The 13,033-nt window shown below is 49.9% G+C and carries 13 protein-coding genes; 5 read left to right on the forward strand and 8 right to left on the reverse strand.

All coding sequences use genetic code 11. The annotated features are described in order from the left end of the window. Positions 1 to 780 precede the first annotated feature (780 nt). From ACZYR9_RS00490 to ACZYR9_RS00510, 5 genes are all read left to right on the forward strand, one after another. Positions 781 to 2,391: a spore germination protein gene (locus ACZYR9_RS00490; RefSeq protein ID WP_488976488.1), complete on the forward strand. Its 1,611-nt coding sequence runs from the start codon at positions 781 to 783 to the stop codon at positions 2,389 to 2,391. 15 nt (positions 2,392 to 2,406) lie between these two features. Beyond that, positions 2,407 to 3,606 (forward strand): Ger(x)C family spore germination protein, encoded by a 1,200-nt coding sequence (locus ACZYR9_RS00495; RefSeq protein WP_488976489.1) that lies wholly within the window; start codon positions 2,407 to 2,409, stop codon positions 3,604 to 3,606. Between the two features lie 5 nt (positions 3,607 to 3,611). Beyond that, positions 3,612 to 3,821 carry a hypothetical protein gene (locus ACZYR9_RS00500; RefSeq protein WP_488976490.1) on the forward strand — a complete coding sequence of 70 codons (210 nt, stop codon included), beginning with the start codon at positions 3,612 to 3,614 and terminating at the stop codon, positions 3,819 to 3,821. 47 nt (positions 3,822 to 3,868) lie between these two features. Beyond that, a complete protein-coding gene (locus ACZYR9_RS00505; protein ID WP_488976491.1) occupies positions 3,869 to 4,966 on the forward strand; it encodes a GerAB/ArcD/ProY family transporter in 1,098 nt (365 codons plus the stop codon). Between the two features lie 136 nt (positions 4,967 to 5,102). Beyond that, complete coding sequence (locus ACZYR9_RS00510; protein ID WP_488976492.1) at positions 5,103 to 5,858, forward strand: IclR family transcriptional regulator; 756 nt, start codon at positions 5,103 to 5,105, stop codon at positions 5,856 to 5,858. On the opposite strand, the gene ACZYR9_RS00515 is transcribed toward ACZYR9_RS00510, so the two are convergent. The 8 genes from ACZYR9_RS00515 to ACZYR9_RS00550 form a co-directional block, all read right to left on the reverse strand. Beyond that, positions 5,855 to 6,736: a LysR family transcriptional regulator gene (locus ACZYR9_RS00515; RefSeq protein ID WP_488977116.1), complete on the reverse strand. Its 882-nt coding sequence runs from the start codon at positions 6,734 to 6,736 to the stop codon at positions 5,855 to 5,857. The two genes, ACZYR9_RS00510 and ACZYR9_RS00515, sit on opposite strands and share 4 nt — an antisense overlap. Continuing rightward, the gene (locus tag ACZYR9_RS00520) at positions 6,627 to 7,691 is read right to left on the reverse strand and encodes a LysR family transcriptional regulator (protein ID WP_488976493.1); all 1,065 of its coding nucleotides are present in this window, start codon (positions 7,689 to 7,691) and stop codon (positions 6,627 to 6,629) included. The genes ACZYR9_RS00515 and ACZYR9_RS00520 overlap by 110 nt, the downstream gene beginning before the upstream one ends. Before the next feature lie 98 nt (positions 7,692 to 7,789). Next, on the reverse strand, positions 7,790 to 8,905 hold the full coding sequence (locus tag ACZYR9_RS00525) for a zinc-dependent alcohol dehydrogenase (protein WP_488976494.1): 1,116 nt from the start codon (positions 8,903 to 8,905) through the stop codon (positions 7,790 to 7,792). Positions 8,906 to 8,944: 39 nt separating this feature from the next. After that, complete coding sequence (locus ACZYR9_RS00530) at positions 8,945 to 9,760, reverse strand: DODA-type extradiol aromatic ring-opening family dioxygenase (protein WP_488976495.1); 816 nt, start codon at positions 9,758 to 9,760, stop codon at positions 8,945 to 8,947. Between the two features lie 22 nt (positions 9,761 to 9,782). Beyond that, positions 9,783 to 10,775, reverse strand: coding sequence for an ABC transporter substrate-binding protein (locus ACZYR9_RS00535; RefSeq protein WP_488976496.1), 993 nt, complete (start codon positions 10,773 to 10,775; stop codon positions 9,783 to 9,785). Between the two features lie 12 nt (positions 10,776 to 10,787). Continuing rightward, positions 10,788 to 12,047, reverse strand: coding sequence for an MFS transporter (locus tag ACZYR9_RS00540; protein ID WP_488976497.1), 1,260 nt, complete (start codon positions 12,045 to 12,047; stop codon positions 10,788 to 10,790). A 22-nt stretch (positions 12,048 to 12,069) separates the two neighbouring features. Next, the gene (locus ACZYR9_RS00545) at positions 12,070 to 12,288 is read right to left on the reverse strand and encodes a hypothetical protein (protein WP_488976498.1); all 219 of its coding nucleotides are present in this window, start codon (positions 12,286 to 12,288) and stop codon (positions 12,070 to 12,072) included. Beyond that, complete coding sequence (locus ACZYR9_RS00550) at positions 12,272 to 13,012, reverse strand: class II aldolase/adducin family protein (RefSeq protein ID WP_488976499.1); 741 nt, start codon at positions 13,010 to 13,012, stop codon at positions 12,272 to 12,274. The genes ACZYR9_RS00545 and ACZYR9_RS00550 overlap by 17 nt, the downstream gene beginning before the upstream one ends. Positions 13,013 to 13,033 lie beyond the last annotated feature (21 nt).

Below are 13,033 nucleotides of genomic sequence, written 5' to 3' on the forward strand. Positions count from 1 at the left end.
CCACCCCTCTTATGTAATCGTTTTCCCTAGCATAGTCTTATCATAAAGTTCCAGCCTGAATTTGTAAATACAGGATTTTGCAAATTCGAATAAATTCATTCGTATGTTTTTTTACCGTACCAAAAGAAAATGCACTCTCTTGAGTGCATTCGTTAAGCAAACCAGCTTAAAATGTAATTCCACACGGTTGAATACAAGTCAGGATTCAAAAAATATAGTCCGCCCAATACGATAAGGAGGATAAATATAAGCGATTTTAAAATCTCCAAAACTATTTTTTTTTCGATTTTGTCGGGTGGCATAGCACTTCCCCCTTTATCATCACTGATGCCTTCTTGCTGTTAGCTGGATACCGGAATAAAAGTAGGATGTATTTTTCCAAATACGGCTTAATTAAATTGTATGGCTCAGCTCATCAATAAATGACTTAATTCATCGTTCACTGTGCACTTCTTCGGATGGCTAACCCGACCGCTCCGACAGTAAAAAAACATGCGCCGAAAATCTCATGGAGAGAAAATAGAACCTTCCACAATTTATATAGGGCACGTTGAGTGATCAACAAATAGACTTCACCGGCTAAAAATAAATAAACCCGACATTTATCATCTTTGATCCCCCCCAGATCATAGTTAGAGACATTTTCAGAGATATTGATCCTCTTACTGCAGAAGTAATTCTACTGTTTATGCATCGTTTGCCGCCGGTTATGGATTATTTTCGTGAAATTGGAAAACATAACTGCAAATCAGTCTGACATGAACAGGGGGAGTGCTTCTCATGGACTTGTTTCGAAAATGGACCAAAAAAAAACTGTCCCATGCATCTCCACCGCCTTCACCTCAAATTGAGGCTCCTACGTCTGAATCACCGTTGGACACCTGTTTAGACCATAATATCGACATAATCACACAACGACTGGGAAACAGCACAGATCTTATCGTCAGACATTTCAAAATGGGAAATCAGGATTCACGATATGCAGCAATCCTTTACATCGAAGGGATCACCGATACGAAATCCGTCCTGGAGCCGCTGGTAAACATCCTCAATGAACATGGGAAGCAGGAGCTTCTCTGGCCTGTGCTGGATCCGGAGGATTTCCTTCAGCGTCTTTTCGTTCCTGTAGGTTCAATAAAGATGGTCCGCGACATGACTCCCCTTTTGCATGCCACTCTCTCGGGCGATACCGTTATCCTTTTTGACGGCTTGAATTGCGGGGTCATAGCCAGCTCCAGACAATGGAAGGAACGCAGCATTGAGGAACCGAATACCGAATCGGTGGTCAGAGGCCCGCGTGACGGCTTCACCGAAACGCTGCGTACCAACACGGCTCTAATCCGCAGGAGAATTAAAAGTCCCGATTTATGGATGGAAACTTATCAAATCGGACGCTTTACCCAAACGGATGTCGCCATGATGTACATCAATGGCATCGCCAGCCCGAAAGTGATAGAAGAAGTACGCTGCCGTTTGAAGTCCATTGACATAGATAGTATTTTGGAAAGCGGATATATCGAGGAATTAATCGAGGATAAAACCATGACGGTGTTTCCTCTGGTTTACAACTCGGAAAGACCCGATGTCATCTCGGCTGAGCTGCTTGAAGGAAGAGTGGCCATTCTTGTGGATGGAACACCGTTTGTGTTGGTCGTACCAGCCATGTTCATTCAATTCCTCCAGGCCTCTGAGGACTATTACCAACGGTGGGATTTCGCTACATTCATTCGTATCATCCGATATGTAAGCCTCGGCATTACACTGCTCGCTCCTGCGTTGTATGTCGCAATCATCACTTTTCATCAGGAAATTCTGCCGCCGGAATTATTGATGAGTTTGGCCGCAGCCCGGGAAGGAGTTCCTTTTCCCGCATTCGTGGAAGCCATGATCATGGAGATTATCTTTGAAATCTTAAGAGAAGCCGGGGTAAGAATGCCCAAAACGGTCGGCCAAGCGGTATCTATCGTGGGAACACTCGTCATTGGTCAAGCGGCAGTCGAAGCCGGGCTTGTTTCTCCGGCGATGGTCATTATCGTTTCGCTGACGGCGATCGCCAATTTCGTTATTCCTTCATACAGCATTGCCATTTCACTGCGGCTTCTTCGCTTCTTTATGATGATGCTCGCGGGATCATTGGGCATATTCGGAATTCTCTTGGGTTTGTTTATTATTGTATTTCACTTATGCAGCCTTCGCTCCTTCGGAGTGCCGTACTTAAGCACGTTCTCACCGTTTCACCCGGCAGATCAAAAGGATGCGGTTCTTCGTGTACCCCGTTGGGCTATGTTTTCGAGACCTTCTTACACGAAAAACCGCAACTACATTCGAATCGGGCCAGAAACGGTGACTTCACAAAAGGACCTGTCAGGGAAGGATAGCTCCAAGGGTTAAGGGGGTTCCTCGATCATGTTGAAGTTGTGGAAATCGCTGTGGATGACCGGCTTGATTTTGCTGTTGACCGGCTGCTGGAACCGCACGGAACTCAATGAGCTGTCCATAGCGGTGGCCATGGGTTTAGACCAATCGAAAGATGGACAATTTCTGGTAACCGTACAGCTGGTCAATCCCAGAGATATTTCTTCCAAATCCGGAGGCGTAAGCGGAACCCCGGTATCGATATTTAGCGGCAAAGGCCTTACCGTTTTTGAGGCGCTTAGAAAAATGACGGCCAAATTAAATCGAAAAATTTATTTAGCCCATCTTCGGATGCTGGTCATCGGTGAAGACCTGGCGAGGAAAGGCATAGCGGAACCCATTGATTTTCTTTCCAGAGACCATGAATTGCGAACGGATTTTTATGTCGTTATAGCCAAGGATACGAAAGCTCGAGACATCCTGAATATTTTGACACCTCAAGAAAAAATACCGGCAAATAAAATGTACAATTCCTTGGAAATGTCCGAAAAAAATTGGGCAGCCACAGGAAAAATGACGCTGGATATGTTAATTAACGACTTGCAAAGCGACGGCAAGAGCCCTGTATTAACGGGTTTGTTTATAGTGGGCCCCCATAATCAGGGGGGGAAATTGGAAAATATACAATCTGCATCCGTTCCCGCCCTTTTGCAATATGACGGCCTTGCCGTATTTAAGAACGATAAGCTGATCGGGTGGTTAAATGAAAAAGAGAGCAAGGGCTATAACTATATGCAAGGAAAAGTAAAAAGTACGGTAGTCGCATTGCAATGTCCGGGAGGAGATGCGGCGGTAGAGATCATTCGAACCAAAGCAAAGGTAAAGGGAAGACTGACGAAAGACGGCGAGCCGGAAATTCATATTGAGGTCCATGCCGAAGGGAATGTCGGGGATGTCGCATGCGACCTCAGTATGCTTGATCCCTCCTCGATTCAGCAAATCGAGCAAATGAGCGAAATGGACATTAAGGGAAAAATAATGAAATCGATTCGGGATACACAAAAAAGGTATAAAACAGATATATTCGGTTTTGGAGAAGCTCTTCGCCGGAAATACCCCCAGCGCTGGAAGCAGTGGAAACAGAATTGGGATGCCACATTTGTTAACCTTAACGTTCAGACAACCGTCGATGTTGAGATCCGGCGAACCGGAACGACGAACCAATCCGTCAAATCCCGTGTAAGGAAGTAGAAGCCATGTGGTCGATAAGCTTATCCATCGGCTTCGGCATGCTTGTCCTCGTGCTGGAGCTTCCGCCGCTGTTCAAAAAAAAGCAGTACAAAGAAATGGTCATCTTTATCTTGCTCACGGTCTCCGCATTGACGATCTATGTGCTGCAAACCTTGCATTACCATCTGCCGAACCCTCTTGAATTCATCGAGGCGATGTACAAATGGCTTTTGTAATAACCATGAATCGAAAGTGTGATTAGGAACGGAAAGGAGTTCATCCCGTGAAAAAAAATCGGACCATCGGAGTTCACCAATTTACGGTCCTTGTCATTTTTTTCGGCATCGGCTCGTCCATTCTGATCGCTCCGTCCCCCTTGGCGGCCGACGCCAAGCAGGATGCCTGGATCGCAGCCATTCTTGGCGTCATTGCAGGATTACTGCCCATCGCCGTGTATATATCTCTATCCCGACGATTTCCCCACAAAACCATCATCGAAATGAATGAACTGGTTTTAGGGAAATGGTTAGGAAAGGTCATTTCTTTCCTATATCTTGTGTTTTTCTTACTACTGGGCTCCATGCTGCTTGGCGATATCGGATATTTTTTAACAACGGACATCATGCCGGAGACTCCCATCGTGTTTATTATGGCATGTCTGATAATCGTTGTTATTATGGGCATCCGTTTGGGTCCGGAGGTGATGGCAAGAGCCGCGGAAATCTTTTTCCCTTGGGTAATACTGCTGCTGGTTCTGCTCATCTTGATGCTGCTTCCCCAAATGGAAGCCGTCAAAATTCAACCCGTTTTGGAAAATGGATGGATGCCCGTACTCAAAGCCGTCTTTCCTTTTTTCAGCCTGCAGGAATACATTATCTTGATGATGATCGTCCCTTTTGTGAAGCTGTCTAAAAAATCCGGTCCTGCCTTTTATTCCGGGTCCCTTATCGCCGGCGGCGTCATTGTCATGATTGTATTGTTGTGTATCCTGGTGCTGGGACCGGGACTGACCGCATCGCACAACTATCCCAGCTTTACCCTTGCCAAAAAGATCAGCGTCGGAAAGTTTATAGAACGCGTTGAGGTTATTATTGGCGGCATATGGTTTATTACCATCACATTCAAATTAGCGTTGACCTTATTCGGGACGGCTCTGGGAATGAGCCAGTTATTTCGGTTTCGATCTTATACCTTTATAACAATCCCGCTGGGTATGTTTACGACGGCTACCACCTTGCTGATTTATACAAATATCGTTTTCGTGATCGATTTTGTCCAAAGGGTGTGGCCTGCCTACTCTGCCGTGTATATGATCGTGCTTCCTCTTCTAACATGGATTGTGGCCCTACTTCGGAAGCAGCAAAGCCATGAACCTTACTAGGTATATTCCGGCTGTAGTTCCATCGTGTTCCTCTATGCGGCACACTGCTATTTTCGGCGTCCAAAAGGATGTGTCATAATCATTTTGAAAGCGAATACATTTTTTTACCCAAATTGATGTCAAGGTGGTGTTTTCATTGGCAAAACAAGAGCCTCTTTCTTCCGTTAACAATGCGATCCGTATTTTGCGGGAATTGACTCTGGAGGATAAAGAGCTTGGCATTACCGAGCTGAGCGAGCGTTTGGGCTTGGCCAAAAGCACGATATTCCGATTGGTCAGCACACTCCATGGCAACAATCTTGTGGAGAAAAACAAGCATACGCATAAATATCACTTGGGGATCGGCTCTTTCGAGCTAGGTTTTGCCGTATATCATGGCAATGAGCTCCGTTCTATAGCGACGCCTCTCCTGAACAAGCTGATGACAACCTACCGTGAGGCGGTTCATATCGGTGTTTACGATCGGGGAGAAGTCGTATTTTTGAGCAAAATGGTTCCGGATGAACATCATGGAACCGTATCGAAAATTGGTAAACGAATACCAAGCTACTGCAGCGCTTCAGGCAAAGTGCTCCTTGCCTTCCAATCTGAGCAAGAAATTCATCGCGTGATCCAGCATGGACTTAACCGGCATACGCCCAAAACCATTACGAATGGCCAATCGCTTATCGAACAGCTTGGCGAAGTGCGCAAAAACGGCTATTCCATAGGGATGTCCGAGTATAAAGACGGGATTTGCTCCATAGCCGTTCCCGTATTAAGCAGTACTGGCCTGGTCATTGCCGCCGTCAGCCTGGCTGTAACCAAATCGTATGTATATCCCGAACAGGTACAAACCTATGTTAAAGCTCTCAAAACCTGCAGCAGACTCATCACCGAGCGGCTGAACTAGTCCCCGTCTTCCCCGGTACGAAGAGGATGACGGTCACGAAGCAAAAGGTGATGAATCAGCTCGCTAAGTGCAGGACGCTCAATCCTCTTTGTCCAGAACACCAAATGAATTTCACGGATAAGCGGTCGGCTCAGTTGAAGCGGAAGTTGAATGATCTCCCCCGACTCTAACTCCTTTTCCATCACAATGGCGGGCAAAAACGCGATGCCGTTGCCGGCAGCCACCATCCGTTTCACTGCGTCCGAATGGTTCAATTCCATGGCAATATTGATCGGCAGGCAGTGCTCCCGAAATAAATTCAGCAGTTCAGATGACGAATGCGAATCCTTATCGCATATCAGGAAAGGCTCATCCTGAAGATCAAGCAAATGGACGCTTGTGCGTCGGGAGAGCGGATGAGACGGAGCAGCAGCGAGCAGGAGCGGGTACTTGCAGATCGATAAGCTTACCATATCCGGATGCTCCAGGGTTCTGCCGATAAATCCCGCATGGGCAACCTCATCAAACAGCATTTCGACCACTTCAAGCGTGTTCCCAATATGAAGCGGGATATGCCAATCCGGCCGCTGCCGAATAAAATCTCCGATCATCGGCGTTAAAAAATAGGTCATGATCGTCGGGGTTCCAGCTAGGGATAGTCCCGCTTGGGTGCGTTTTTGAGAAACCGCGAGATGATCAAGGCCGTCGTTTAACACGCGGAGCGACCTTTGCGCATACTCATAAAACGCTCTGCCTGCGGGAGATACGGTGATCTTATTACCGGACCGGTCAAACAGGGAAACACCGAGCTCTTGCTCCAGCGCCCTCAGCCGGATTGTGACGGTTGGCTGGGATACCCCCAGCTCCTTGGCCGCCCGGCTTAAGCTTCCGTGCTCCATCAATCGGGCAAGCACCTCCAGATGGTATATATTCATCCGACTGCCGCACCTCCTCTTGCCGCTTGCAGAAAAACTCCATAAATGCGCGGAAATTATTCGTTTTGACAGTATCGGCACCACGGGAAAGCATAAATACGGAAAATGGGATGTCCACCGCCGGGGCCATCGGCAGGCTGACAAGCTCCCCGCTCTTCAGTTCCTCTGCTATGGCAAGCGACGGCAAAAATGCAATCGCATTATACGCCGGCAGAAATCGTTTCAGCGTTTCCGGATGCTCGAAATTCATGACTATGCGGGGAGTCACCTGCTGCCGCGAGAACCATTCCTGAACTTGGAACCATGATGCGGATCGCGTGTGAAAACCGAGTATGGGGAACGCCCCCGCATCCTCCGGTCTCAGAACATCTAGACGGGTCAAGCAGTGCTTCTGAGGCAGCACCGGAATGATTCGATCTTGAAACAGCAGGCAGGAGATTATGCCCTCCTCTTGCAGTTTTTCGTGAACCAAGCCGATATCCGCACCTCCCAAGCCCATTTGATGTAATACTTGGGAATTGGAGCAAGAGGACAATTTTACTTTGGCCATCGGATAGGCCTCGTTAAACCGCTTGATCATGCCGGGAAGAATATAACTGGCGAGATAAGGTGTCGCAGCCACATGCAATTCCCCCGCATGAGGCATGCTTAGGGATTGAGCCCGCCGCCGGCCCTCTTCCATCAAATTCATAAACCGCTCCACATAGGTATAGAATTCGGCTCCTTCATCCGTAAGCGTGAGCCGCCGGCCCGAACGGTTAAACAACCGGGCACCGATATCTTTCTCCAAGGCTCTGATTCTTCCTGTGACGGTGGAGACCGATAAAAACATTTCGTCCGCGGTTTTACTGATGCTTCCTAACAGGACAACCCATTGAAACGTTCTCAGCCCATCGATCTCAAGCGGCGGAATCTTCATCCGACTTCCCCCTATCCAAGTTGTGAATAAGAGACGCAATAACGGGATAAATGACCAGCTGCTGAGCCTTCCCGCTTCAGACTATCGGTTATCGGGCGTCAATAACGGTTCAGAGATCTGGGGTTCCCCGGAGATACGGTGACCAGAAGCGGGCCCGGTTCTCCTTCTCCCCCCGCCGTCTTTAAAGCCATGTCCGTCTCCTCCAAAGCAAAATCGTGAGAATTCATGATGTGCATCGGGAATTTTTCCGACGCAATAAAATCAACCGCCATCCGTACCGAAGCATAGCTGTGTCCTCTCACGCCTTTAAGCTGAAGCGTTTTCGTAATGACCATGTCGATATCGAATTCGGGAATCTTCGTGTATTTGTACGCCCCGTACATCACCATACCGCCACGACCTGCGATCGCAGCGGCGGATAACACCGGTTCCGTGCCGCCGGAGGTTAAATCGATAACCACGTCCGCCATCCTGCCGCCTGTAATTTCACGGACCCGGTCTTCTAAGCTTTCGGTCTGGATATTCACGATATAATCGGCGCCAAGGCGTTTGGACATTTCAAGCCGTTTCATACTGGTCGTTCTTCCCGTGACGATAACGCAGTCAGCCCCGGCCGCCTTCGCCGCAAGCGTACAGGCCATCCCCTGCTGGCCGGGCCCCTGAATGACGACCGTTTTTCCCGGACCTGCTCCGCCCTGCAGCGACATCCATTCAAACCCGTTGGCCAAGGGCAGCGTGAGAGCGGCTTCTTGAGGAAGAACATGCTCAGGCATCGGATGCAGAACCGAATTCGGATGAAGATACATATATTCACTGAAACCGCCCCATAAGGAGGGCTTCAGTTCAACAGGTGTCGCACCGTATCGGATACCGCCGGCTCTCGGATCCGTCGTTTTGCAGGAACGGTACATGCCCATTCGGCAGAAGGAGCATTGGCCGCAAGGAATATATTCCTCGAGAGCCACCCGATCCCCCTCCTTCACCCCCCAACGCGCAGCCGCCCTCTCCCCTACCCGCTCAATAAAACCGACGATATGGTGGCCCAGTATGCGGGGGGATTGCGATTTCTTATAGTAGGATACATCCGTTCCGCAAACGCCTACCGTTTCAATACGAAGCAGACCGGAATCCTCCGCTTCCTCAGGCAGATCGAATTCCCGCAGCTCCGTTGTCCGAATTCCGGTTGCGACTGCGGCTAACGATGTTCGCTTCATCCCGTACACCTCATTTTCATTCATCTTTAGGGCTTAAGCTTACCCTGCCATAGGCTCGAAAGTAATTACCGCATTGGCGCTTCCCGACGACTGGGCATAGCCGTGAAATGTGGCCTTGCAGCTGCCGCTGCCTTCCATTACGCCAAGCAGCATGGCCAGATGACGGCCGCCGGATTCCACTCCGGCTAATCGTGCGTATTGCTGCAGCATATCGCGCGCCTTATCGAACCTGCCTGACAGCAAATACTCCGTAAACTGCTGATCAAGCGCCTGCTCCGAAATGGTAGGCATTTTCTCGGGGCCTCGGACAAGATTATGGGACAGCGCACCGCTGCAGACAAATACGGCTTTTTTGTCGCTGTTTTTTAATGTCATTCCTATGATTCTCCCCCACTCGAATGTCTCATCCAGGCTTGCCGCCCAGCAAACCGACAAATCAACGACCGATAGATTTTCTTTCGGCACCAAATAACGCATCGGCACCAAGGTGCCGTAATCCCACACATAGGTATCGTCGCAAAAAGCAAGGACGGGGATGCCCGCTTCCTTTCCCGTACGGACCAGCTCATTGGCCAGTACCGGGTCCCCCTCATAGCGGTAGCGTACATCTGCAATCAGATCCGGACACTCGACCGCAGTCAAGGAGCCTTGGTGGACTGCGGCGCAGTTCACATAGTGGTGAAAGGTAGCGGGAAAATGGCAGGAAACGCTGACGACAACATCCGGACGTACTTTAAAAAGCTCTTGGGAAGCGATATACATCGCGCGCACCAGGGGTTTTTGGAAATCGGGCACGCGATCCTCGTGACAAATGCGGGGTACATGGGCAACCAGCATGCTTAATGCAAGAGACATAAACCTCACGCCTTTCATTTGATCAGATGGTGTACTGCTCTAAGGCAGATTTTGCAAATAAGTCTTCCACCGAAAGCTTGTTTTTGATGAGACCCTGTTCATGGGAGTAACTAACCAGCGCTTCCAGGGTATCGCGGTTTTTTTCTAGTCCATAAGGCCAGAAATCCTCGCCCATCAGCCGCTTCGTTTGCTCTACCTCCGAAACGAGCCATGGCAGCGTCACTTTTAAGGCTGCGGTTTGCTTGAAGCCCTCATACACCTTATTCTTTGCCTCCACGAACGCCTGATACAGATTTTGAGCAGCCCACGGGCTTTGTTCCAAAATTTCGTCACGAATAGCCACAACATGCATGATCGGGAAAATGCCGGTTTTGCGGAAATACTCCTTTTCAACGGATACGTAATCGTCAAACAGACGCTTGACGCTCGGTGATCCCTTCAAGAAGCAGGACGGAGCGCGTGGAGCAATGAAAGCATCCAGCTCACCGTTCTCAAGCATTTGGTTTAGCGTTTGCTCCGGTCCAATCGTCTGCAGGCGGATGTTAGACGGAAGCTCCAGCTTAAACTTTTCGACGCGGCCCGGGGATTCCTGCCCCCCGACAAACCACTCCACCTCGGACGGATGAACACCATATTCATGCTGCAAAAATCCACGGATCCAAACGCAAGCCGTCAGCTGATACTCGGGCATTCCGATGCGTTTGCCTTTTAAATCCTCCGGTTTTCGGATTCCTGATTCAACGTTCACATAAATGCCGGAATGACGGAAGAACCGGGACGGAAATACCGGGATCGCCGTGAACTTTGGAAAGCCGCGGTCTTTCGCCAGAAGATAGGAGGAAGCTGACAGCTCGGCAACATCGAATTCCTGATGGCGCATCATACGGAAAAACGTTTCTTCCACCGGCATGCTGAGAAAGTTCAGGTCAATGCCCTTGGGACGGACGGAGCCGTCCGCTAAGGCTTGAACGCGGTCATAGTCCCAGCAGGCGAAGCTCAAATTCAGTACAGTCATGGTTTATCCTCCTTAAGCGGATATGGAATGGCGGTCGCCGGATGACGGCTCCTCTTTCGGAGCGAACAAAATGAGCAGGTTCGCAATAATAATCGTACCGGCGACAAAGTAAAATGCCGCAAACAAACCGAACTTGTCGGAAATCATCCCCCCGAGCAGCGGGGAAACCGATTGGCCCAGCGACTGCATCCCGAACAGAATGCCAATGCTGGTGCCGGCCATTTTTGGGGGAGAGGCTTCCATCAGCCACGCCTGCATCACGGGACGGACCGCATAGAGAAAAAAACCGAGAACCGCAATAAAGACGATGAATAACGGGGACTTCCCCATAGCCGCCATCACCAGCAGAATCACGGCACTCATCGCCATGCTTGTCGCCATGACCTTTTTGCGTCCCCACTTATCCGACAAATGTCCGGAAATCGGAGCGGCGATAAAGCCGCCCATCTGAAGCAGGAAAAGGCCTGCACCGACCCACAAAGGAGAAAACTCCAGCTCATGCGCCAAGTACAACGGAAGAAAGGTAAGCAGAGCGTTTTGCGTCATGGAACGGAAGGCCGAGCTCGTTGAAATCAGCAGCAGGCTGCGGTTTTGCAGCAGCCCTTTCAAACCGGAGACATATTCCTTTACGGTTTGTCCCTGCTTTTCTTCCGTTCCTGCCGTTTTAGGCTTTTGCGAATCCAGCTGTGAATTCCGCAGCAGGATGATAATGAGCAGCGCGATCAATACGCCGGGAATGATATTGATCACAACGATTTGTCTCCATGTAAATAGTGCCAGCATCGCACCAATGGCCAGCGGAGCGAGCGCATCCCCTATGTTGGCCCCCATGCCGTGAACCGATAGGACAAAGGCTCTGCGCTCAGGGTAACGCTGGGATAGCGTTGGGATCGCTGTAGGATGCCACAGATTGTTTCCTATGCCGACCAGCGAGATGCATAGGAGCAGCATCCAGTAGGTGCTCGTAAAATTCATGAACAAGTAGGGAAAGCCGACCCAAAAGAGCGACAGGGCCATAAGAAGTCCCTTTCTGCCGACCGTATCGACCAGCATGCCTCCCGGTACATTGGAAATCGTGCTCGCGACATATTGAAACGTAATAAGCATGCCGGTTTCGGTATAGCTGAGTCCCAGCTCTTTGCCAATGATCGGAAGCAGCATATAAAAGGTGGCCGGATACCAATGGGTTAAACCGTGGCCGATCGTGATCAGCCACATGTCCTTTAAGGAACGGGACGACGGGGATTCAACAGGTTCTGCCGGTTCGCTCAAGCGAGGATCTCCCTCCTTTGGTCTACCACACTTGGATGATGTCGGAAGCGCCAACCGCATTCCACAGGTTCATCACCTTAAAGCCGTCCCGCTCCGCTTGGGGCCACAGGATGTCTCCCTCCCGCAAGCCGATGACGACTTCAATGCCCTGCTCCCGCAGCCGCTTCGCGTAGTCGGCACCGTCATCGCTGTAGCCAAGCACCGCTATCGTTTTACCGGCAAATTCATGATGAACCGCCATGTGTCTCCCCCTCTCTGCGGTACAAATCGGAAGGCGATTGCCGCATTTTCTCCTCGTAATAATCCCATACCTTCCGGTAAAGGGAGGGTTTGCCTAAATGACGGGCACAGGCCTCGATTTCCTGATCATTGAGCACGTAGGGTACGCCCAAAGCCTGGGCGCTGTACTGGCGATTAGCGTTCTCCTCCAAATAAATGCACAGGGCGAACGCCTCCTCGAGCGTGGAGCCGGTAATAACGCTGCCGTGAGACTTTAACAGCGCAATGCGGCTGCTCCCAAGCAGCTCGGCCAACCGGCTGCCCAGCTCCGGTGTATTGACGGAAGCGATGCAGTCAAAAATCGGAAATTCTCCTAACAGAGCCGCTTGTGGAAACACAGGTTTAAGCGGTGTTCCCGTCATACTGAAAAGGGTCGACCAACGGGGATGGGCATGGATCACCGCCTGCACGTCAGGCCGTCTTTTATAGATTTCCGTATGAATGTGATATTCCATCGGCGGCACTTCGCGCTCTTCCAGTAGTGTGCCGTTCACATCCATGGAGACGATATCTTCAGAGCTCAAATGGTTGCGGGTACTCGGGCCCGAATTGATCAGCAGCTGCTCCGTACCGGGAATACGCACGCTGCAATGGCCGTTAAAATCAATGATCTCGGCTTGTTCGAGCATCATAATGCATTGAGCAAGTCTATGTTTCATTCGTTTCAAATCGGGTATGTGGACCATAACGTTCCTCCCTCTGCGGCT

Source organism: Paenibacillus sp. F024 (assembly GCF_057814255.1).

Bases quoted from the DNA above. Each gene is read 5' to 3' on its own strand.
- ACZYR9_RS00545 (WP_488976498.1), bottom strand. From the start codon at position 12,288: ATGGCGGTTCATCATGAATTTGCCGGTAAAACGATAGCGGTGCTTGGC.
- ACZYR9_RS00530 (WP_488976495.1), bottom strand. From the start codon at position 9,760: ATGTCTCTTGCATTAAGCATGCTGGTTGCCCATGTACCCCGCATTTGT.
- ACZYR9_RS00495 (WP_488976489.1), top strand. From the start codon at position 2,407: ATGTTGAAGTTGTGGAAATCGCTGTGGATGACCGGCTTGATTTTGCTG.
- ACZYR9_RS00500 (WP_488976490.1), top strand. From the start codon at position 3,612: ATGTGGTCGATAAGCTTATCCATCGGCTTCGGCATGCTTGTCCTCGTG.
- ACZYR9_RS00525 (WP_488976494.1), bottom strand. From the start codon at position 8,905: ATGAAGCGAACATCGTTAGCCGCAGTCGCAACCGGAATTCGGACAACG.
- ACZYR9_RS00535 (WP_488976496.1), bottom strand. From the start codon at position 10,775: ATGACTGTACTGAATTTGAGCTTCGCCTGCTGGGACTATGACCGCGTT.
- ACZYR9_RS00515 (WP_488977116.1), bottom strand. From the start codon at position 6,736: ATGGAGCACGGAAGCTTAAGCCGGGCGGCCAAGGAGCTGGGGGTATCC.
- ACZYR9_RS00520 (WP_488976493.1), bottom strand. From the start codon at position 7,691: ATGAAGATTCCGCCGCTTGAGATCGATGGGCTGAGAACGTTTCAATGG.
- ACZYR9_RS00490 (WP_488976488.1), top strand. From the start codon at position 781: ATGGACTTGTTTCGAAAATGGACCAAAAAAAAACTGTCCCATGCATCT.
- ACZYR9_RS00550 (WP_488976499.1), bottom strand. From the start codon at position 13,012: ATGGTCCACATACCCGATTTGAAACGAATGAAACATAGACTTGCTCAA.